This window comes from Mesobacillus sp. LC4 (genome assembly GCF_053543455.1).
This window is the reverse complement of sequence record NZ_JBGCUB010000005.1, coordinates 363,538-383,840: the sequence shown is the minus strand read 5'-3', so window position 1 is coordinate 383,840 and position 20,303 is coordinate 363,538. Positions and strand designations below refer to the sequence as shown.

Sequence of the window (20,303 nt, the reverse complement as noted above, 5' to 3'; positions counted from 1 at the left end):
TAATGAAAGGTCACCAATCGTTATGATAGGTGACCTTAAGAAGCTGTAACCGGGGTCATAGCTCCTCATCCTCATCACTGGCTGTTTCTTCTTCATCCAGTTTATAATCATCATTATTAAATTCAGAATCGGTATCTTCTACTGGTCTGTCTTCTGCTGGTTCTTCTTCATGGACTCTTTCGTCCTGCCCTTCAGAACATCCTCCGAGAACAAGGGATATTCCAAGCGGAACAGCGATCAGTAAGTTCTTTTTCAAAATAATTGCCTCCTTGTTCATTAATTTTCCGATGAGCCTATCAGGTTTCCAACGAGTAAATACCGTTCAGGGGCGTCACCAATGAAGGTGAATGGATAGCATGTTGTTAAGGTTAAGGTAGCATCAGGCTTTGGGACGATCACGGTTTGATCTTCTGCGTCAACAATCCTGACTTTTTCGATGCGATATGTGAATATTCCTTCGGAGGTTTCAACTTCAATCAAATCATTTTCTCCGACTTTCTCTAGGCTTCGAAAGACGGTATCCCGATGTCCTGAAATGACCGTGTTATTGTCTTCACCAGGCATGACGCTGTTTGAATAATGCCCCGCTCCTTTTCCGAGCTCTTCCTCATTGGTTCCTTCGTAAATCGGAACAGACATGCCTAGCTTAGGAATGGAGATTTCCCCGATTTTTTCACCCTGTTCAGGCCTGTCAGGGTTTCCGCTTCCTGTATTGCCGTCCATTTGCTGTTCCATATTCCTGATGCTTACTCCATCACTATCTTTCTCCACGGCCATAAATCCTTTGGCCCAGCTGTATGCGTGGGTTCCTGCCAAATATATGCCTGATATGATCAGGAAGAAGGCAAGAACGGGAACAATCCTGTCCCGCTTACCGTTCTTTTCCCCTTTGCTCATTAGTTATCACCGTATCGGTTACGCACTCTCAAAGTAAGGCCGCCAAGCGTTATGAGTCCTGCTCCAAGCAAAACATAGGCAAGTGAGTTTGTGGCTGTATCAGGCATGTCACCGCCTTTTTCGGTTCCTGCTTCATCAGGCTCATCACTGGTATAATAGTCAAGAGACTCTCGCAAATCATTAAGAAAATAATAATCATCCGGACTTTCTCCGTATTCAGCCAACAATCTTTCGTACTCTTCTGGAGTCAACCCGTATTCCTCAATTACTTCTAGTTCGTTCTCGTCGGTAATTAACGGACCAACTTCGGCTTCCAGGTCTTTAAACAAAGTGTAATCATTCAGGTCTGTTTCGTAATTGTCACTTAAATACTGGTTGAATTCATCAACCGTCCAACCAAGAGGTACTAAATACGTTTCCTCCAGCTGACCTTCATCCAAAGTATTGGCTGTTGTACCTTGGTTTGGATTGTTAGCATCACCGTCATTAGAAGGATTGTCTGAATTGCTAGGAGCTGAAACAGAGCCTTCACTATTTTGGTCTGAATCATTACCTTCATTGTCATTATCTGAAACTAAGCCCTCATTATTACCTGAGCCAGCATTCCCATTGCTATCATCTGTACCATTCTCGCCAACGATTCCACCCTCATCCAAGGCTTTAACCAAATCGCCAGCAAAGTGAATATTTTCCCGGTTATCGTATTCTTCTAGAAATGCTGCAAGTTCACTGGTATCCATGTCGTACCTTTCAATGATGTCCAGAACATTTTGATCAAGATTTCCATCCGCAAGTTGGTTGACATCTATTGGTTCGCCAATGTCTTCTTCTAATTCGTTCAGAGTGGCATAATCATCTAATTGCGATCCGTAATGGTCATCAAGATAGTTATTCCAGTCAATCTCTGTCCAGGATGTCGTTGCTGGATATTGTTCTTTTACCTCATTATATTCAACTGCACCCGCAGACAGCGGAGCAAATACTAATGTTGAAACGACTGCAAAGGGAATAACCTGTTTTTTCATGCTTTAGCCTCCTTGTTTTTCAAGGTTTTTAGGTTCCTAAAAAATATTACAGCGCCTATAGATTCGATAGGCGCTGGTTTATATTTTATAAAGTGACTAGACGATTAATTTCCGTTTTCTTCTTCAGAAGGTTCCTCATCAAGGTCAGGCTCTTCTTCGTCCATGCCTGCGTTCCCTTCTTCTTCAGATGGTTCTTCATCCAAATCTGGTTCCTCTTCATCCATTCCTGTATTGCCTTCTTCTCCATTCGATTCCGTATCATTTGATTCTGATTCTAGTTTATTGTGTTCTACTTCAACCTCTTCCGTATTAGGCTCCTCTGTATCCTCCTGTGCACCCTCTGCACAGCCTCCCAAAACCAAACCTGCTCCTAAAGGTAAAGCTAGTAGTAGATTTCTTTTTTTCATAGATGACTTCACTCCTTGTACTTTGATTAGCAAACTAATGCTTTAGCCTTATATTAATCTGTTACCCGACACAAAATGCGATAAACGTCTTCTCTAGTCCTACACTTCTGTCAGTATAAACACGGTAATCTCTGGGGGTGTATTGATTCTCAACGGAAGATCAAGGCTAATTTCCTTTCATAATCGGCCTTTGTAGTTATTTTTCCGCTAAAATACTATTGAATCTTAGTCCCTGACGTTTAAAAGGATAGCTCGATTATATTGCTTTTTCACAAACATAAATTGAACAAATCCACATATGCTGTGATAGACTATTTTTATAGAAAACAACTTGAGAATGAGAGAAATAAATTTAAGGAGGAGTCGGTGTGTTTAGCAGTGGTCTGATTCTTGAAGGTGGAGGCATGAGAGGTGTCTACACTGCGGGAGTTTTGGAGTATTTTTTAGAGAATGATTTATTTTTCCCATATGTCATCGGGGTTTCTGCTGGTGCATGTCAGGGATCTTCCTATGTGGCCAGGCAGCCGGGCCGCAACAGGCAAGTGACAATTGATTATGTTAAGCATCGTGATTACATTTCCTACCGAAACTTATTTTTAAAAAAGGAACTCTTCGGGATGGATTTCATATTCGATAAGCTGCCAAATGAGCTTGTTCCGTTTGATTTTGAATCCTTCAACAGTGCAACGGAAAGGTTTCTTGTCGGCACAACAGATTGCATAACCGGTGAACCCGTGTACTTTGATAAAAACGATATTCCAGAGGATTTTCTGAAAATCATTAGAGCTTCAAGTACATTGCCATTCATGGCACCGGCTATCGAGTTCCAAGGAAGGACCTTGATGGATGGCGGCATTTCTGACCCTATTCCCATAAGAAAAGCTATGACTGATGGTGTGCAGAAAAACGTCATTGTATTGACGAAGCCAAAAGGATACCGCAAGAAAAAATCTTCCTTCTCTTGGCTGCCGAGATATGTGTATAAAGATTACAAAGGGCTGCATAAGGCACTTGAAATACGGTATCAAATGTACAATGAAACCCTGGATTACATAGAAGAACTTGAAGACAGGAATGAAATTGTAGTGATCAGGCCCTCGCAGGATCTCAAGGTGGGACGAGTTGAGCGCAATCCGGACAAACTAACGCGTTTATATGAAGTTGGATATGAGGATGCAAAGCACAGTTTCGAGTCATTAAAAGACTGGTTGGGAGATTATTGATGTTGATCGCAGATGCACTGCAAGTTTTATCGAGCAGCCTTAAACAAGACAGCAGAGTAAAAGCTATTTTTGTAAAAGGATCTGTTGGGCGGGGTGAGCATGATGAACAATCTGATTTAGATTTATACTGCCTTGTTGCTGAAAAAGACCACGATGGATTCCTTGAGAGTAGGATAGGCCATCTGGAGTCATATGGAAAATTGCTTTTTCACGATGACATTTTCATCATCGCCCCGCAGATTCTCGCTGTATATGAAAACATGCTTCATGTGGATTTGTTTGCTGTGACAGAGAAAACGTTCATTGAGAAAGACTTTTTCAAAGTCATTTACGATCCTGATGAATTGCTGTCCAAATTCGTGGCTAGCCAAAACCTAAGATTATCGGAACGCGAATTTCAGGATGCAGTCGATGATATTGCCTGGTTTCTTTTTCAATATAAAAAAGCGACTGCACGAGGCAATGACTTATGGTCTGTGAATATGCTGAATCATGTCATGACACATCTAGCCAGAGCTCTACTGTATAGATACAAGCCTGAAAGAGCTCAATTAGGATTGAAAACAGCTGAAACATCTCTGCCTGAAGATATCGTCCATATAGTGCAAAAAATCCAGGAAAACCTCACTCCTAAGAACCATCTAAACGCAGCTATTGACCTTCGCGAGTTATTGAATCGAGAAGCCGATTGGATATTCACACAACTTTCAAACCCAGCTAAAATTAAACCTTTATGGGATAAGGTTATAACGAATTAACTCCCTTTTGATGGAACCTTCCATGACAAGTCTGGCAGGTTCCTGATTCCACTGACAAAACCTCCCTACTAGCCCTCAAACCAATTAACAACACCATTTAACAATAAACGTCACTTTGGATAACCTTCCATATATCTTAGTTCATTTCCTTTTCGGTCACACATATTTCCTGAATGTGAATGTAATAGCATTTTCAGGTAAAAATAACAAAAAGAACTTGACCGGGGGGAAAAAATGGATAATTACACCAACGATAACACAGCAAGAAGGTATAGAGCACATGTCAGCATCTTGGGCACAACTCAAATCCATCTTAGAAATCCATATATTATTGCCTGGTGGAGTGCAGCCTTTCCGGGGTTTGGACACCTTCTTTTATCTAAGTATCTTCGGGGTTTTGTCCTGTTTATCTGGGAAGTAGTCGTCAATATACAGTCAAACCTTAATTTAGCCATGATCTATTCTTTTCAGGGCGACATTGATAGAGCAAAGGAAATTTTGGATACAAGGTGGCTGTTGCTCTATATTCCAGTCTATATCTTTGGTATCTGGGACAGTTATCGGACTACAGTAGATTTGAACAAAATATTCATAATGGCTGACCGTGAGGAACACAAATTTAATTCATTCAGTATTGGCGCACTTGAGATCAATTACCTTGATAAAAGAAATCCAGTAATGGCCATTTTTTGGTCCTTTTTTGTACCCGGTTTAGGACAGCTATATATTCACCGTATCGTGACTGCTTTCTTTGTCATCATCTGGTGCATTGTCTTTTTTTATTATTCTCATGCTCTTGAAGCAATTTCACTTTTATTTTTGGGAGAAATTAAAAAGGCAACTTCTGTTGTTAATCCTGAGTGGCTTTTGTTCTTCCCTTCTTTATATGGCTTTGCTGTCTTTGACTCTTATATCAATACTGTTGAAAATAATAAGTTATACGATAAAGAGCAGCGTGCCTTTTTCAGGGAAAATTATCAATCTCCATCGTTTCGTGTACTGAAAGGACAAAAGGTGAATTAAAAATGCAGATATTTTCAACTTTTGAGCATAGTGTACATATTGAGTTGGCTGTCGCCACTTTAGAGAAAAAGGGAATTGAAAAGAAGGATATTTATATAGTTCCCCTTGATAATCGAATGGAGCAGCGCAAAGTATTTGATAATATCCATCGTTCAGATGGAACATCACTGATCGATATTGGAGCAGCGCTGGCTACTGCGTTTTCGGTAATCGGTGCCAGCATCGGATTCAAGCTGGAGTGGGGACCCATTTATTGGGGCTTGATTGGTGCAGCTGTCGGAGCATTGGTCGGATTTGCTATTCGCCTGTTTACGGAATTAATCATAAAGAAAAAACGAAGGCTGTTAAAAGGATTCCAGTCTGAACTGATTATGATTATTGATTGCGAGGATTCTCAAGCCGAGATGGTTGAGAATATATTGTTTGGCCACTTTGCTTTAGGAGTTGCAAAGGTGAAATGATTCTATTTTCCATGATAAAAAGGAAGCCCGTGAGCTTCCTTTTTTAGCTATAACCTAACCCCGATGAACTTCATTTCAGTCATTTCTTCCATTGCATACTTGACGCCTTCTCTGCCAAGCCCGCTTAATTTCACCCCGCCATATGGATAATTGTCCTGACGGAAGACGGACGATTCATTAATCCAGACTCCTCCCATTTCGAGATTGTCAGCAACTCGATAGGCACGGCTGATGTCTTTTGTGAAGACGCCTGCCTGAAGTCCGTAAATAGAATCATTTGTATTAGCAACCGCTTCTTCTTCCGTTTTGAACGGCATCAGTGTCACAATCGGCGCGAACGCTTCCTCTTTGACAACCTTCATGTCCTTTTTGACGTTGGTTATGATTGTCGGATACATCATGGTGCCCTTTCTGTCACCGCCAGTTTCGATAGTTGCTCCCTCATTCCTAGCTTCTTCTACCCATTCCTGGATTCTTTTCGCGGCATTTTCGTCGATCATTGGCCCAAAATCCGTTTCCTCTTTCAATGGATCGCCGATACTCAGCTGATTCGTTGCCTCAATGTACTTTTTCAGGAATTCATCATAAACGTCTTCCTGAACATATATTCTTTGCGCTGATACACAGACCTGTCCGGAATAACCAAAGGCAGCGTTTACCAGCCTTTCGACTGCGTCGTCGATATCAGCGTCCTCAAAGACAATATTCGGTGAGTTTGAACCAAGCTCCATTGTCACCTTTTTGAAACCAGCTGTATCACGGATGATTTTTCCAACTGTCAGGCTGCCTGTAAAGGTAATTTTCGGGACATCCTTGTGGGGAACAAGGGTAGAGCCTGCGACCTTACCGGTACTTAGCACTAGATTCAACACCCCATCCGGCAGCCCTGCCTCCTGAAAAAGCTTCGCAAGCATATAGGCTGATAAAGGCGTTTTCTCAGCCGGCTTAAAGATAACCGTATTGCCCGCAGCAATCGCAGGAGCTATCTTATGGAGCGATAAATTCAACGGGAAGTTGAAAGGAGTGATTGCTCCGATTACACCCATCGGCACTCGTTTTACCATTCCCATTCGGTTATCACCACGAAGAGCTGCATCCATTGGCAAAACCTCTCCCGTTATATGCTTGGACAGTTCGCTCGAGAAACGCAGAACCTGGATTGAGCGTTTGATTTCCGCCCTGCTATGCTTGATGGGCTTACCGGCTTCCCTGGCAACGATTTCGGCGAACTCCTCCTGCTTTTCCTCCAGTAAATCAGATGCTCTGCGAAGAATATCTGAACGTTCATACGCTGGCATCTTTTTCATTGTTTGCTGGAATGCCTGACGGCTGTTCTCAATCGCCTCTTCCATCAGCTTTTCGTCAGCAAGAGTCATCTCTGCAACCAGGTCTCCGCTGTAAGGATTCCTCACTTCCATTGTTTCTCCGCTGCCATCCATCCTTTCAGCACCGTTTATGATTGAAGCCATTTTCATGACATTCCCTCCTAACATAAGATTTCACCTAACTTTTCGGTAAGCTTCATGTTTTCGCTATAATCCACAGGGCAATCGATCAAGACAGGCTTATTCATCTCGACCGCTCTCTTGATGGCATCCTTCAGTTCTCCACCTTTTTCTATCCCAATCGCTTCAAAACCGTATGATTTTGCCAGCTGAATAAAATCGGGATTGCCGAACTTAATATTGGATGATCTGTTGAACTCCTTCATCTGATGCCATTCAATCAGACCGTAGCCGCCATCACGCCATAAAAGAATGATGATCGGCAAGTTCAATCTCATTGCCGTTTCAAGTTCTGCACTCGACATCTGGAATGCACCGTCTCCTACCACCGCGACAACATTCCGTTCCGGGTGAACCATTTTTGCTGAGATGGCTGCAGGGACTGCAATACCCATAGAAGCCAATCCGTTTGAAATCAGGCAGGTGTTTGGCTCAAATGTATGATACATTCTCGACATCCACATTTTGTGAGCCCCGACATCCGAGATAACAATATCCTCTTCGTTCATCACAGACCTGAGATCATGGATGATTTTCTGCGGTTTTACGGGATAGCCAGTATCATCAGAATAGCTCTCATATTCATTTAGCGTTTTTTCTCTCACATTTGCTACCCAGTTGTTATCCCTTTCCTTTGATGAAATAACCTTCTCCAACTGTTTGAGATTTTCATCGATATTACCAATTACACTATGCTTTACAGGATAATTGGCATCTGTTTCTGCCTCCATTGTATCGATGTGTAAAATAGGGCTTTGGCCGTCTGGGTTCCAATTTTTTGGCGGGTATTCAGCCATGTCAAAGCCTATCGCAATGATCAAGTCCGCTTGATCTAATCCACAAGTTATATAGTCCTTGCCGCTTATGCCAGCCGTCAGCAGACTTAAGTCATTTTTCCAGGAAATCGCACCTTTCCCCATGAAGGTATGAACGACGGGCAGGTTTGCTTTTTCGGCAAAAGCTCTCAGACTTTCCTCAGCTTCTCCCCTTTCAACACCCATTCCTGCAAGGATCAACGGGTGCTTCGCCTGTTCTATCAGCTTAGCTGCATCCTTGATCACACGCTCTCCAGCTTCCATGATTGTCGGTTCCGTTTTTTCGAGAGGATTCCCTTCCACTTCCATTGAAGCAATATCCTCTGGTAAATCGATATGAGTAGCTCCTGGCTTTTCGCCCTGGGCAACATTAAATGCTTTCCTGACAACCTCAGGAATGATTTCTGCCTTTTTCACCTGAGTATTCCATTTCGTTACCGGCTCGAAAATGGATACCAGGTCATAATATTGATGGGATATTTTATGCTGACGGTCCAAGCCTGCCTGTCCAGTAATCGCAACAATCGGGCTGTGGTCCATATTCGAGTTTGCCACTCCTGTTAGTAGGTTTGTCGCGCCTGGCCCAAGCGTTGCAAGGCAAACACCAGGCTTACCTGTTAATCTTCCGTAAGTGCCAGCCATAAAAGCGGCATTCGTTTCATGTCTCGTAACGACGAATTCAATACTCGAATCGAGGAGCGCATCCATAATATCAAGGTTCTCCTCTCCGGGAACACCAAATATATATTCGACACCCTCCCGCTCCAAACATTTGATCATTAATTCTGCTGCATTCATCTAAACACTCCTTTACGTGGGATCATTCTTATAAATGACTATTCCACTCAGGAGTACAGATAAACTATTAGGAGAATAGATAAAACAATAAAAAAAGTGCGGCAATCCATAAAGATTGCGCGCACTTTGTGCTTATTCTAAAGAATTTTCTTCACCCTTAGTCTTTTTTGCTGGAGCAAACCAGCCTACTAGGGCAATTGTTATTAGTACTCCATAGAAGATTGTTGTCCATAGTGTACTATGTGGGAAATCGTGATCTAAGACAGCGATGTCTTCATGAGCAAGTGTAATGACTGCAAGCTTCACACCAACCCATGCAACGATTGCATACGCAGTTGTTTCCAATGCCGGACGCTGATCAAGCAGCTTAACGAACCATGTAGCTGCATATTTAATCAGAATCAGACCAGCAATTCCGCCTAGCAAGACAACAATGAACTTTCCGCCGTCCATGCCGCCAAAATCTCCTAGCGGTGAATCCGGCAGACCAAGTGCAAGTGCAACCGCTGCAAGAATGGAATCGATCGCAAACGCCAGGTCGGCTAAACCGATTTTACCAACAGTCGGCCAGAAGCCCATTCCTCTTGCTTCCTTCTCTTCTTCTTCACGGATATTTTCATTTTCCTTACCAAACTTAGCCTGGATGACATGCTTCAGTCCAAGATAGAGCAGGTAAGCCGCACCGATGGCCTGTACTTGCCAGACGTTTGCAATGAATGAAATCGCAAATAATGCCCCAAATCTGAAAACAAACGCCATGAGTATTCCATAAGTGATTGCCTTTTTCTTTTGATCATCAGGTAAATGTTTCGCAATGATCGCCAGTACAAGTGCATTGTCAGCCGATAGCAAACCTTCAAGACCAATCAATATCAATAATGCCCAGGCATATTCGAGCCAGATTGACTCCATAAACCTCTCTCCTTCCTCTTCCAAAACGCTTATGTAAATTTCTCATTAACAATAGAATTACCCATTAAGCTCTACACAATCCACATGAATATTGCTTATTTTACTGAGTGTCATTCTATGTCCATACATCTCCATATACCTTTTACAGACAATAGATAAACTTACCAATATGTAAATGATAGAGACTATAATACTCTATATTTTTTCTTGAAAATATTCAACATTTTTGTTTTTCAGAATCAAAAAATAAACAGACAACTTGTCCGTTTACAAGCATTCTGGCAATGTAGAATCTGGACCCTTTCCCCTGTATTGAGATGATGAATATCGTAAGAAAATCAATTGCTATTTAGGCAATGGCAAAAAGCAGTACTTCATGAACACGCTTTCCCTTTGTCTACTCTTTTTTCACACTTCCCAATTATACCACTTTTTCCCGAAAGTATAGAAAAAAAACTGCCAAGCTTGGCAGCTGAATTTAAAGAATTATATTGTTAAAACCAAATTGAGCCGGTACTACTTTTTCAAGCTTTAAAGGTACAGCGAAAATCTTCCTATCCTGCCTGCAATAATTTGGGTAAAATGGGTTTCATCTCAATATGTTTCCAAACCTGTCATGATTCCTTTGTTTTCTTGACAAGTTGATCTCACATACACCCAAACCTGTCATGATTCCTTTGTTTTCTTGACAGCTTTTCCTCATATACCGTCAAAATTGTCCGAAGTCACAGCTTATGCTGACAACTACCCAACACCCGCTTTCAATCTTGACCGTACTCTGGTGCTATTCTCCTCAACAAAAACAGCTGCCATTTCTGGCAGGTGTCCTAGCTATATAATCATTAATACTCGTCTTGTTGAGCTTTATAAGCTTGCCTGTTCTTGAGTTTAGATAACCTGTGTTTATGGTCATGGCCATGTACTGTTGATGAATGAGAGTGGTGAATACTGTGTTTTCTTTCTTTTTTCCAGTCATGATCGTCTTCGTCAAATTCATGAAGTAAGTGGGCAGAACGCATTTCTTTCCTGGCAGTAATCACGCGTTTCGATGGACGTTTTTTTCCAGATTGACCTCTTGAAACCATCACTGCACCCCCTGAATTCAATGTTCCTCACTATTATTTTACCATGGTTAAAATTGTCCTATTATGAACATCTGATTATATTCTGGAAAAGCTTGTATAAATTTTTATTATTTTTTTCCTAAAAAAACCTTTTAATTGGTGTAATTTTACACTATATTGTATGTATGGTAAATAATCAGGAGTTTTTTCAAAGGGGGAAGACTAGTGAAAAATAAGAAAATCCTAGTGGGAGTCATTGGCATCGTTGCTTTATTGTTATTGTCCAGTATTGGTTATTTGTTATTAGGAGATCGGGATGCGTACAAATATTATTCAGGACTTGGTAGCGGGCTAGCGATATCAGAGGATGATCAGCGAATTGCCTTTTCTTATTACAATAATGGAAGCTCAGCAGTTTTCACGGCCAATCAAGATGGATCAGATGTTAAAAGAGTTAGCAACCCTGATCATGTTTATCACACCAATCCTAAGTTTTCGCCGGATGGCAGCAGAATTTTGTATTTGTCACGAAACAGCGATCGTATTCAGTCCCTTTACACGGCCAATGTTGACGGGACCAATCCTAAAAAACTTTCAGAAAGCTCACAGCACGTATCTGAGGCCGTTTTTTCTGATGACAACGAAACGATTTTCTTTTCAGGCACCCCAGCAGAAGAATTTCAGAAGTCTGAGGGAGAGTCTCAGGAAGGGTATGACCTTTTTTCCGTGAAAATTGATGGAACATCAATGCAGAAGTTGACCGACAGAGACTTCTATACAATGGAGAGCCTTGTCTTTTCAGCTGAAAAAAAGGAAATCATCTTCAAGGATTTTGATGAATTAAATGCTTTTAACTTGGAAGATCAAAGGGTATATGCAGCTGATTTCAACGGAAAATTGCCCGCTGATATTTTCCACCTTACTTTATCACCCGAAAAAAATGCTGTTGCTTTTACAACAATAGCTGAAGAATCGAAGAACACTTCTCTTTTTGAATACGATTTATTTCTCAAGGATTTGCAAAATGGAAATACCGAAAGACTCACCGACTTGAATTCATCTGTCGTTTCACCGGTGTTTTTTAACAATAAAAATGAAATCCTCTTCCTTGAGTATATCAATTGGCCAAAAGAACCAGAGGATTATAAATTGAGGACAGTGAACCTTGAAACGCAGAAGCTAAAAGAAGTTACGCTTGAAATGCCGGAACTAGAAGCCAGCAACTTTGTTATGAAAGCCCTCGATTACTCGATTAATAGCTGGACGGTTGGTCTTTTGTATACGGTGCTATTAATGCTGATTACAATTTACGTTGTTCCTGGGAAAGTGTTATTACCATCATTCATCAGCCTGTCTATCGGAATGCTCGCAATAGTAGCCAGTTTTGTAGTAGCTGCCATGGTCGATCCGTGGGCAGGCATTGGTGTTGGCATGCTGGCATTCGGATTTTTGGCCTGCACCATTATTGTATTTCTCTTCGCTCTGGCTCTTAGGTTTTATCGAAAAGGAGTGCGAGAATAATGTCCGATTCTGTTGGTACGGTCCTGACCCTTCTTTTGAACATTGCCCTTTTTGGCCTGGGGAATTATTTTGCCGTTAAGTACTCCGTCAGGAATATAAAAAAGCGGATCATTGCAGGGATCCTTTTTCTCCTGTGCACACCAGTCATTTTTTTCAGCACCCTTTTCTTCGGTTTTACATGGGACGACAGCGGCTGGGGTGCAGGAATCCTGACCGTGATTTTTACTGGGTTGTATCTATTGAATGGATTGATCCTTTTGTTGTCCGCAATTCATATTTATTATCGAAAATGATTACTCGCTGTTCGGTTATTTTTTGCCGGACAGCTTTTTAATCCCTGCAAAAAATAAAAAAGCTGCCAGTGGCAGCTTTGATCAACTCTTCTTATCTTGGTCGTTTTCCCTGATTTCCTTTTTGATGTCATCAGTAAGTCCACTGGTTGCGTTCTTGAATTCTTTCATCGACTTGCCGACTGCTCGTCCGATTTCCGGCAGTTTGTTAGGCCCAAAAATGATCAGTGCAATCACGAGAATCAAGATTAACCCTGGAAATCCTATATTTGAAAGCATTGTATCTCTCCTATTGAAAAAGTTACGTCTATTATATCGGATAACAATCGCAAATTAAACCCATAGCCACTTTTAGTATCAAATTCTCTTGTTTGAAAATAATAAGGTAGACCATTTTTCATAAGGAGTGTTTTACTATGAAATCAAAAATAATTAACATTGCAGTAGCACTATTTATGCTCATCAGTTTCTCTGGTGCTGTCAATGCGCAGACAGAGCTGCCTGCTGACTTTGGTGCCAAGGGCGCTCTAAAGGATAGCTCGATTACATTCGATGAAGCTTTAGTATACGCCATCCAGGACGAATACCTTGCCCAGGCTCGTTACGATGCTGTCATCGCAAAGTTCGGCAACATCCGGCCTTTCAGCAATATAAAGGCCGCAGAACAGCAGCATATCAGTGCTCTCGTTGCTCTATTCCAAAAATACAACAAACAGATTCCCGAAGACAAGGCAAAACAATACGTTACAGCACCTGATACTTTAAAAAAAGCCTTTAATGACGGAGTCCAGGCCGAAATTGACAATATTGCCATGTATGACAAGTTAAAAACAATCCCTAACCTGCCCGAGGATGCAAAACTGGTTTTCACCCAATTAGGAAACGCTTCAAAAAATCACCTAAGAGCCTTCCAAAGAGGCGCAGGCCGGAATTAAATAATATCGGTGCAACAAAAAATGCCGTTTAGACTATAAATCCAAACGGCTTTTTCTAAACCTTCCCGACATCTTTGAAGATTTCAAATTGAATAGTCCTGATTTGGGCTGCTGCTATGGGTTCTAGCACCAAACTTTTTCAAACATAGTGCTATCCAAAACCAAAATTTGTACCTTTCAAAAAGAGCAGCACCCAATCTGTACTGCCCTTGTAACTAAGAAGCTTTCCTCTCAACTTCCGTTTTATATTCCTCTTTCTTGACATACTCCAGTTTAAAACCGAATAATGCAAAGATGATCGATAATATCGGAACTATGAAATTAAGTACAGCATATGGCGCATATTCGAATGGATGGACAGACAAAGCAGAGATAATGAACACGGCACATGTATTCCAAGGTACCAGTGGCGAAGTCACGGTACCGCCATCCTCAATCGCACGCGATAGATTTTTCGAATGTAATCCTTTGTCATCATATGCTTTTTTATACATCCGCCCAGGTAAAAGAACCGACAAGTATTGCTCACCAGCTGCGACATTTGTTAAAAACGAGGTTGCGACCGTAGAGACAACCAGGCTGCGAGCTGACCGGGCAAGTTTGAGTATTTTCTCAACGATTGAACTTAACATTCCAGTCTGCTCCATAACACCTGCAAAAGCCATTGCGATCAGCGCAAGAGAAACGGTATACATCATATCCTGAATACCACCTCGACTGAAAAGCTCGTCGACAGAAGCGTTCCCCGTTTCAATCGAAAAACCGTTTTGAAGTGTATTAACTGCGTCTGCAATCGCGCCGCCTTGCACGGTAAATTGAGCAATCCATCCCAGGAAGACTCCAACGATCAGGGCTGGTAGTGCTGGTACCTTAAACGCAACAAGTAAAATGACCGCGGCTGGAACTAGTAATAGCCATGGTGATATCATAAAATTTGATTGAATCACATTCATGATTTCAATGATCTCTTGATTATCTACCCCTGCATTGCTAAAATCCCTGCCAAGGTACCAGTAGACACCCAAAGCAATGAAAAAGGCGGGAATCGTCGTATAAATCATATGGCGAATATGCGCAAACAGATCCGTTCCCGTAATCCCTGCCGCCAGATTGGTCGTATCTGATAATGGTGACATTTTATCACCAAAATAAGAGCCGGAAATGATCGCTCCTGCTACCATTGGTGCTGGAATTCCCATGCTCATGCCAATGCCCATGCCAGCAACACCAATCGTCCCCATTGTAGACCATGAACTTCCAATTGCTAGAGTGATCAATGCCGTAATGATACTGATCGATACAAGGAACATGGATGGACTCATGATTTTAAGGCCATAGTAGACCATCGTTGCGACAATTCCGCCGCCAATCCACGATCCGATGATCATTCCAACAGTAATAATGATCAAAATTGCCGGCAACGCCATCTTTATGCCTTTATATATACCTTCCTCGATAAAATTCCATTTAAAGCCTGCGAACCAGGCTACAAGACCTGCGACAACTGTCCCGATAATCAACGGTATATGCGGGTCTCCTTCAAATTTTACAATTGTTACTGCCATTGAAACTACCATTACTAACAACGGGATGATGGCAAGCCCAAATGACACTTTTCTCTCGATACTTTTCCCCATTTGTGTTCCTCCTTGCTGTCTCGATAACTGTCTTTACCCTTAAATCACGACAGTTATCCAAGCAAGAATTTGGAAAATAGGAGGAATCTTTACATTGAATAGCAAATTAATTACTTAAAAAGGAGGTTGTAACCTTGAATCCATTTGTTTTTGCATGCATTGCCCCTCACGGCGGGGAGATTATCCCTGAACTGCAAGGCTCCATTCCCGAGCGGATGGCCGTCACCCGAAATAGCCTGGAGAAGCTTGGACAGCAAATGGCAGCTGCCAACCCAGATTGTATCGTTGTTCTAAGTCCTCACGGTACAAGGGTCAATGGACGTTTTTCGATAACTGATTCTGAACGTTTGGAAGGAAGTTGGAGTGAGAACGAGGCAACTTTTTCTATGAAAAAAAGTGTAGAACGTGAATTAGCGCGAAAAATCAATGAGGAAGCTATAAAAAATGGACAGCCATCTTCCACCATAAATTTTGGAACTGCTGCTGGTCCAATCTCTTGCTTGCCGCTGATTGGGGTTCAATGGTACCTCTCCGTTTCATGCCAGATGTTCCAATAGTTGTTGTCACCCCTACTAGAGATCTTTCCTTCCAAGAGCATCTTAAATTTGGTCAATCACTACGTTCAGCAGTCGCTCAATACGAAAAAAAAGTCGGACTAATTGCAAGCTGTGACTGGGCTCATGCTCATGATGAACAAGGGCCTTATGGCTTTGACCCTGCAGCCAAAGAACTAGATGAACAAGCAGTACAGTCGATCAAATCCAATCAACTTGAAAAAATGGCAGACTTCGACGCTGATTTCATCGAAGCCGCTAAACCAGACGGAATCTGGCAAACCCTGATCCTAGCTGGTGCAATACCACCCGAAGAGAGGCATATCGAATTCCTATCTTATGAAGCACCAACATACTTCGGGTTAATCTGTGCAGGCGTTTCGGCAAAAAGAAAAATCTAGTCATGAACTAGATTTTCTTTTTGATGTCTTCTTTTATAGAGTCCAGCAGATTCTCAGAAAGGTCTGCAGGCAGTGTCGTTCCATCCTCTACTCTCCATGCATTCATCAATTCTAAGTCTGACTTTTGAAAAGTGATGATATAATTTTCTTGCTCCATTGTCATTTCAACTGTTACATGTTCCTCACCATAGGTTTCCTCATCAATTATCAAATTTGTCACTTCATATGATTTCATAAACGAACTCCTTTACTTATTGTCTGTTGTTATAATAATCCAAAAGCAAAAAAATATTCTAGTTTACATAATATTTTTACCGTATTCTCCACTGATCAAAACGTGCCAGAAGGACTCTGGCACGCAGCTTTCCTTATTCTGTTATAGCCTTTATGGAAGATTTTAAACGACCACACTTTTTCCTGATCTGTTAACCATTGAATGCTTCTTCTCAACATAATAGAGAAATACTTCACGAGATGTCTTTTTTGGCCTGTATTGGAAATCATTCTTCAGATTATGGTTATCTAAAACAGGTCGGTACCTTAGGAAGTTCACTTGTTCTTCACCGTATTGTGACAGGGATAACCGCTTGAGGATGTAAAGGACTGATTTGATCAGCCAGGCTGGTATGCGGATGACAGGCTTACCAAGTATTTCTCCGATATCATCGATTGTCAGTGCCCCATCCCCAGCTACGTTAAAAATGCCGGTTTCCTTGCCTCTGATTCCTTTGATCAGACACCCTACAACATCCTGGTCCCAGATGAACACAAACGGGCTATTTGACCCCTTAATCCCTAGAAGAACCTTTTTTTCGAAAAGGTTTGTAATCTGGTTATTCACCGTGTCTCCCAAAATCGTCCCAATCCGGAAAATAACCTGCTCAAGTTGTGGATGCTTTTCCCGGTAATCTGCCATAAGCTCTTCGACGAGCCGCTTATGATGAGAATAGGAAAACTCCTCATTCCCCCTGATTGCATCGTCCTCTTTGATCCATTCCGGATTATCGGCATGATAACCATAGGCAGCCCCGCTTGATGTTACCACGACTCTTTTCACCTGATTATCTGCACATGCCTTTAATATGTTTTCCGTACCTTTGACATCCACGGAATATTCGAATTCGCGATTGCTTTTTTTACCAGGAGTTACGATTGTCGCAAGGTGGACAACCGTATGAATTTGATTTTCTTTCATCACTTCCTGGACCAATGTAGAACGCACGTCCATTTGAATATATCTGATTCCATCTTCCTCATTAAAAGTAGATTCAGCCCTAATATCAGTCGCGATTATGTTCCACTTCTGTCCTGCTGTTTTATTCTCTTCGATCAGCCGTTTTACAAGCTGTGTACCTAGATAACCGGCCGCACCAGTGATAAGGATATTCATACTTGTATACCTCCGTTGATCGCTGAAGTTTCAGGCTCTCTTTTTGACCAAAAAGTAGCCAGTGACAATCCGGAAACAATATGCCAGATTGCCCACCATGCCGCTACGATGGCCATTCCGCCCAGGCCGTCAAAGAAATTAAAGATCAGGATTAATCCCAGTCCTGAATTTTGGATGCCAACTTCGATTGCGATTGCTCTTCTGTCTTTTTCAGGAAGCCCGGCAACCCTGGAAGAAAAATAGCCCAACAGGATGGCGACAAGATTATGAAGAAGGACCACGATGGCCACCATGCCAACAAAATCAAGGAAATAGGTAAAGTTTGACGCCAGTGATGCTAACACGAACAGGATAAAAAAGATAATCGAAAACCGTTTCATCCATTTATTTGTCCTGCTCGCCCACCCTGGATATTTGTAGCCAATATACATTCCAGCTACAAGAGGTACACCCAGCATAATAAAAATCGTGACTAACATATCTACCGGACTGATGGAAAATGAACGCATCAATGCATTTGTTCCTGGATATAATGAGCCCCAAAACAGTGTATTAAATGGGGTCATGAATATAGCCAAAACAGTTGATATCGCAGACATACTAATCGATAAAGGTGTATTGCCCTTCCCCAAATACGTTAAGAAATTTGATAGATTCCCGCCCGGGCAGGCTGCTACCAAAAACAAACCTAACGCAATACTGGGCAATGGTTTTACAATCATCACCAACAAGAAAGTAAAAGCTGGCAGCAGGAAAAATTGAGCGATGAGCCCGATCAATACCGGTTTAGGTGTTGAGAGTGTCCTTTTAAAATCGTCCACTTTCAAATCAAGCGCTACACCGAACATAATAAATCCGATCAATATATTCATAATGGTCAGAGTGGCGGAGTTAAAGTTAAGAGTTACTTGATCGATCCCCATTTATTTCCCCTTTGGTTCCTGGTGCATGTCTTTAAAATACCTCAACCCCGGAGCCCACATATGTTTTACCGGGTCAACATCAACCTGGATAACCGAACATTTACCGGTCATCAAGGACCGCTCTATTGCCCCTTTAAGATCTTTCGGGTCGTTTACATGCTCTCCATGCGCCCCCATGCTTTCTGCAAGCATATCAAACTTGATTTCTCCCAAATCCGTATTAATACTTTCTTCAGCACTTAATGACTTTTTCAAAACCGTCTTGATTGGTTTCAAAGCGAAATGCTGGTTCATTTTTACCATCCCCCACTGCCGATCGCAGACGACGATATAAATAACCTGCAAATTGTTCCGGACCGCCGTTTCAATCTCCTGCGGGTGAAAGCCCATGGCTCCGTCACCAATTATGCAGCAGACAGGACGTTCTGGATTTGCGGCTGCAACGCCAAGTGCCTGGCCAATACCTGCTCCAAGCATTCCAAATTTATAGGTTGAAAAAACAGAGCCTGGTTTGTCGATTGAATAATAGAAATTGGTCCAAATCGTTGTATTCCCGCCATCTATGACCAGGTTAGTGCCTGGAGGGAAAACCTGCTGGCTAATGACAGGGACATGCGCTGTATTCATTGGCACAGCGAAGTCCTCCAAATGCTGATCAAGCTTCTTTCTATTCTTTTCTTTTTCAGCGATATGTTTCTGGATTGAAGTTTTTCGATTCGTTGTATGGATAGATTCTTTGCGCTGCTGAAGCTTTTGGTAGAGTTGTGTAAGGAAAGTTTTGATGTCTGCCTGAATTGCCAGCTCTGCTGGTTTATTGGCACCCAATGTCCCGTGATCTATGTCAACCTGGATCATTTTTTGGTTTGAATCCCAATATGGCGCTTTTCCCCACCAATCTGTTTCCCCAATTCTTGAACCAAGGACTAATACGACATCTGCTTCGTTCCTGATTTTATTATTCGTCTGCAAATAGATCATTGGCATCATAAGCCGGTTACTCTCAGACATGGCTCCTCGTGCAGCCCAGCTTGTCGTCACCATTGACTGCAAAAGTTCAGCGACCATTTCTAACTCCTCAGAAGCTCCGGAATGGATGACACCGCTGCCAGCGTGAATCACCGGAAATTCTGCATTAATCAACAGGTCACAGGCAGCCTCAAGCTGATTTTCTGTTGCTCCCGGCAATTCTGTCACACGGTAGTGTTTCGGTTCCCAAAAACTCAGGTCACATTTCACTTTCGTATTCAGGATATTTTCCGGTATATCGATATGGACAATGCCCGGCCTTCCCTCGTAACACTTCCTTAATGCTGTCCTCATCATTTCTGGTATACGATCAAATGATGGTACCGTTTCGCTCCATTTCGCAATCTGAGAAATGACACCTGTCTGATCGAAGCATTGATAGGTTCCTCCGCGATCAGGATACATGATCCCTGTCCTTCTAGCACTCGTAATCACTAACACCCGATTCCCCTCTGCTTCTTCAACAACTAAACCAGGGAGAATATTTGCCACACCAGGACCATTGCTAGCCATGCATACTCCCAATTTCCCTGTCACCCTAGCATATGCACCAGCCATGTGTGCAGCTGTTGTTTCATGCCTTGGAGAAATCAAATCAATATCATATTTTTGAAGATTAGAATAGAAACCAAAATACGTCCCATCTATAATGCCAAAAACCTTCTCCACATTTTCAATGCTTAACATCTTTGCAATTACTTCTCCGCCCGTCATTTCAGCCATAAAAACCCTCCTCCA

General features: G+C 42.1%; 23 protein-coding genes. 9 read left to right on the top strand and 14 right to left on the bottom strand.

Annotated elements, in window-relative coordinates; genetic code table 11:
- Positions 1-55: 55 nt before the first annotated feature.
- The 4 genes from AB5I83_RS17535 to AB5I83_RS17520 form a co-directional block, all read right to left on the bottom strand.
- Positions 56-256, bottom strand: a complete 201-nt coding sequence (locus AB5I83_RS17535; RefSeq protein ID WP_448977071.1) for a hypothetical protein — start codon at positions 254-256, stop codon at positions 56-58.
- 20 nt (positions 257-276) lie between these two features.
- Positions 277-897 carry a class D sortase gene (locus tag AB5I83_RS17530; protein WP_448977069.1) on the bottom strand — a complete coding sequence of 207 codons (621 nt, stop codon included), beginning with the start codon at positions 895-897 and terminating at the stop codon, positions 277-279.
- Positions 897-1,922, bottom strand: a complete 1,026-nt coding sequence (locus AB5I83_RS17525; protein WP_448977067.1) for a processed acidic surface protein — start codon at positions 1,920-1,922, stop codon at positions 897-899. The genes AB5I83_RS17530 and AB5I83_RS17525 overlap by 1 nt, the downstream gene beginning before the upstream one ends.
- 104 nt (positions 1,923-2,026) lie before the next feature.
- On the bottom strand, positions 2,027-2,329 hold the full coding sequence (locus AB5I83_RS17520) for a hypothetical protein (RefSeq protein WP_448977065.1): 303 nt from the start codon (positions 2,327-2,329) through the stop codon (positions 2,027-2,029).
- A 368-nt stretch (positions 2,330-2,697) separates the two neighbouring features.
- Between AB5I83_RS17520 and AB5I83_RS17515 the strand changes: the two genes are divergently transcribed.
- The 4 genes from AB5I83_RS17515 (at position 2,698) to AB5I83_RS17500 (ending at position 5,794) form a co-directional block, all read left to right on the top strand.
- A complete protein-coding gene (locus AB5I83_RS17515) occupies positions 2,698-3,552 on the top strand; it encodes a patatin-like phospholipase family protein (protein WP_448977063.1) in 855 nt (284 codons plus the stop codon).
- Entirely contained in the window at positions 3,552-4,310 is a 759-nt protein-coding gene (locus tag AB5I83_RS17510) for a nucleotidyltransferase domain-containing protein (protein WP_448977061.1), read from the top strand. The genes AB5I83_RS17515 and AB5I83_RS17510 overlap by 1 nt, the downstream gene beginning before the upstream one ends.
- A gap of 234 nt (positions 4,311-4,544) precedes the next feature.
- Positions 4,545-5,333: a hypothetical protein gene (locus AB5I83_RS17505; RefSeq protein ID WP_448977059.1), complete on the top strand. Its 789-nt coding sequence runs from the start codon at positions 4,545-4,547 to the stop codon at positions 5,331-5,333.
- A gap of 2 nt (positions 5,334-5,335) precedes the next feature.
- Positions 5,336-5,794 (top strand): hypothetical protein, encoded by a 459-nt coding sequence (locus AB5I83_RS17500; RefSeq protein ID WP_448977057.1) that lies wholly within the window; start codon positions 5,336-5,338, stop codon positions 5,792-5,794.
- Between the two features lie 47 nt (positions 5,795-5,841).
- Here AB5I83_RS17500 and AB5I83_RS17495 read toward each other — a convergent pair whose 3' ends face one another.
- From AB5I83_RS17495 to AB5I83_RS17480, 4 genes are all read right to left on the bottom strand, one after another.
- Positions 5,842-7,269, bottom strand: a complete 1,428-nt coding sequence (locus tag AB5I83_RS17495) for an aldehyde dehydrogenase family protein (protein WP_448977055.1) — start codon at positions 7,267-7,269, stop codon at positions 5,842-5,844.
- Positions 7,270-7,280: 11 nt separating this feature from the next.
- Complete coding sequence (locus AB5I83_RS17490) at positions 7,281-8,912, bottom strand: acetolactate synthase large subunit (protein ID WP_448977053.1); 1,632 nt, start codon at positions 8,910-8,912, stop codon at positions 7,281-7,283.
- A 132-nt stretch (positions 8,913-9,044) separates the two neighbouring features.
- Complete coding sequence (locus tag AB5I83_RS17485) at positions 9,045-9,824, bottom strand: TerC family protein (protein WP_448977051.1); 780 nt, start codon at positions 9,822-9,824, stop codon at positions 9,045-9,047.
- Positions 9,825-10,666: 842 nt separating this feature from the next.
- Entirely contained in the window at positions 10,667-10,909 is a 243-nt protein-coding gene (locus AB5I83_RS17480; RefSeq protein ID WP_448977050.1) for a hypothetical protein, read from the bottom strand.
- 204 nt (positions 10,910-11,113) lie between these two features.
- Here AB5I83_RS17480 and AB5I83_RS17475 point away from each other — a divergent pair, with 204 nt between their 5' ends.
- Positions 11,114-12,409: a TolB family protein gene (locus tag AB5I83_RS17475; RefSeq protein ID WP_448977048.1), complete on the top strand. Its 1,296-nt coding sequence runs from the start codon at positions 11,114-11,116 to the stop codon at positions 12,407-12,409.
- Entirely contained in the window at positions 12,409-12,702 is a 294-nt protein-coding gene (locus AB5I83_RS17470) for a hypothetical protein (RefSeq protein ID WP_448977046.1), read from the top strand. Before AB5I83_RS17475 ends, AB5I83_RS17470 begins: the two co-directional genes overlap by 1 nt.
- Positions 12,703-12,783: 81 nt before the next feature.
- On the opposite strand, the gene tatA is transcribed toward AB5I83_RS17470, so the two are convergent.
- Entirely contained in the window at positions 12,784-12,978 is a 195-nt protein-coding gene (gene tatA, locus AB5I83_RS17465; protein WP_448977044.1) for a twin-arginine translocase TatA/TatE family subunit, read from the bottom strand.
- 137 nt (positions 12,979-13,115) lie between these two features.
- Between tatA and AB5I83_RS17460 the strand changes: the two genes are divergently transcribed.
- The gene (locus tag AB5I83_RS17460; RefSeq protein WP_448977042.1) at positions 13,116-13,634 is read left to right on the top strand and encodes a DUF2202 domain-containing protein; all 519 of its coding nucleotides are present in this window, start codon (positions 13,116-13,118) and stop codon (positions 13,632-13,634) included.
- A gap of 215 nt (positions 13,635-13,849) precedes the next feature.
- Here the strand turns inward: AB5I83_RS17460 and nhaC are convergent, their stop codons facing one another.
- Positions 13,850-15,259 (bottom strand): Na+/H+ antiporter NhaC, encoded by a 1,410-nt coding sequence (nhaC, locus tag AB5I83_RS17455; protein WP_448977169.1) that lies wholly within the window; start codon positions 15,257-15,259, stop codon positions 13,850-13,852.
- A 146-nt stretch (positions 15,260-15,405) separates the two neighbouring features.
- On the opposite strand from nhaC, the gene AB5I83_RS17450 reads away from it, so the two are divergent.
- A complete protein-coding gene (locus AB5I83_RS17450) occupies positions 15,406-15,828 on the top strand; it encodes a DODA-type extradiol aromatic ring-opening family dioxygenase (RefSeq protein ID WP_448977040.1) in 423 nt (140 codons plus the stop codon).
- On the top strand, positions 15,792-16,226 hold the full coding sequence (locus AB5I83_RS17445) for a DODA-type extradiol aromatic ring-opening family dioxygenase (RefSeq protein WP_448977038.1): 435 nt from the start codon (positions 15,792-15,794) through the stop codon (positions 16,224-16,226). Before AB5I83_RS17450 ends, AB5I83_RS17445 begins: the two co-directional genes overlap by 37 nt.
- A 7-nt stretch (positions 16,227-16,233) precedes the next feature.
- Here AB5I83_RS17445 and AB5I83_RS17440 read toward each other — a convergent pair whose 3' ends face one another.
- The 4 genes from AB5I83_RS17440 to AB5I83_RS17425 form a co-directional block, all read right to left on the bottom strand.
- Positions 16,234-16,461 carry a hypothetical protein gene (locus AB5I83_RS17440; RefSeq protein ID WP_448977036.1) on the bottom strand — a complete coding sequence of 76 codons (228 nt, stop codon included), beginning with the start codon at positions 16,459-16,461 and terminating at the stop codon, positions 16,234-16,236.
- A 162-nt stretch (positions 16,462-16,623) separates the two neighbouring features.
- Positions 16,624-17,616: an SDR family oxidoreductase gene (locus tag AB5I83_RS17435; protein WP_448977034.1), complete on the bottom strand. Its 993-nt coding sequence runs from the start codon at positions 17,614-17,616 to the stop codon at positions 16,624-16,626.
- Positions 17,613-18,539, bottom strand: coding sequence for a bile acid:sodium symporter family protein (locus AB5I83_RS17430; protein WP_448977032.1), 927 nt, complete (start codon positions 18,537-18,539; stop codon positions 17,613-17,615). Before AB5I83_RS17430 ends, AB5I83_RS17435 begins: the two co-directional genes overlap by 4 nt.
- Positions 18,540-20,288 carry a thiamine pyrophosphate-binding protein gene (locus AB5I83_RS17425; protein WP_448977030.1) on the bottom strand — a complete coding sequence of 583 codons (1,749 nt, stop codon included), beginning with the start codon at positions 20,286-20,288 and terminating at the stop codon, positions 18,540-18,542. It abuts the gene before it with no gap.
- Between the last annotated feature and the right edge of the window lie 15 nt (positions 20,289-20,303).

Bases quoted from the DNA above. Each gene is read 5' to 3' on its own strand.
- AB5I83_RS17435 (WP_448977034.1), bottom strand. From the start codon at position 17,616: ATGAATATCCTTATCACTGGTGCGGCCGGTTATCTAGGTACACAGCTT.
- AB5I83_RS17510 (WP_448977061.1), top strand. From the start codon at position 3,552: ATGTTGATCGCAGATGCACTGCAAGTTTTATCGAGCAGCCTTAAACAA.
- AB5I83_RS17530 (WP_448977069.1), bottom strand. From the start codon at position 897: ATGAGCAAAGGGGAAAAGAACGGTAAGCGGGACAGGATTGTTCCCGTT.
- AB5I83_RS17525 (WP_448977067.1), bottom strand. From the start codon at position 1,922: ATGAAAAAACAGGTTATTCCCTTTGCAGTCGTTTCAACATTAGTATTT.
- AB5I83_RS17445 (WP_448977038.1), top strand. From the start codon at position 15,792: ATGGTACCTCTCCGTTTCATGCCAGATGTTCCAATAGTTGTTGTCACC.
- AB5I83_RS17490 (WP_448977053.1), bottom strand. From the start codon at position 8,912: ATGAATGCAGCAGAATTAATGATCAAATGTTTGGAGCGGGAGGGTGTC.
- AB5I83_RS17485 (WP_448977051.1), bottom strand. From the start codon at position 9,824: ATGGAGTCAATCTGGCTCGAATATGCCTGGGCATTATTGATATTGATT.
- AB5I83_RS17425 (WP_448977030.1), bottom strand. From the start codon at position 20,288: ATGGCTGAAATGACGGGCGGAGAAGTAATTGCAAAGATGTTAAGCATT.
- AB5I83_RS17500 (WP_448977057.1), top strand. From the start codon at position 5,336: ATGCAGATATTTTCAACTTTTGAGCATAGTGTACATATTGAGTTGGCT.
- AB5I83_RS17460 (WP_448977042.1), top strand. From the start codon at position 13,116: ATGAAATCAAAAATAATTAACATTGCAGTAGCACTATTTATGCTCATC.
- AB5I83_RS17480 (WP_448977050.1), bottom strand. From the start codon at position 10,909: ATGGTTTCAAGAGGTCAATCTGGAAAAAAACGTCCATCGAAACGCGTG.
- AB5I83_RS17495 (WP_448977055.1), bottom strand. From the start codon at position 7,269: ATGAAAATGGCTTCAATCATAAACGGTGCTGAAAGGATGGATGGCAGC.
- AB5I83_RS17440 (WP_448977036.1), bottom strand. From the start codon at position 16,461: ATGAAATCATATGAAGTGACAAATTTGATAATTGATGAGGAAACCTAT.
- AB5I83_RS17430 (WP_448977032.1), bottom strand. From the start codon at position 18,539: ATGGGGATCGATCAAGTAACTCTTAACTTTAACTCCGCCACTCTGACC.
- AB5I83_RS17505 (WP_448977059.1), top strand. From the start codon at position 4,545: ATGGATAATTACACCAACGATAACACAGCAAGAAGGTATAGAGCACAT.
- tatA (WP_448977044.1), bottom strand. From the start codon at position 12,978: ATGCTTTCAAATATAGGATTTCCAGGGTTAATCTTGATTCTCGTGATT.
- AB5I83_RS17520 (WP_448977065.1), bottom strand. From the start codon at position 2,329: ATGAAAAAAAGAAATCTACTACTAGCTTTACCTTTAGGAGCAGGTTTG.
- AB5I83_RS17470 (WP_448977046.1), top strand. From the start codon at position 12,409: ATGTCCGATTCTGTTGGTACGGTCCTGACCCTTCTTTTGAACATTGCC.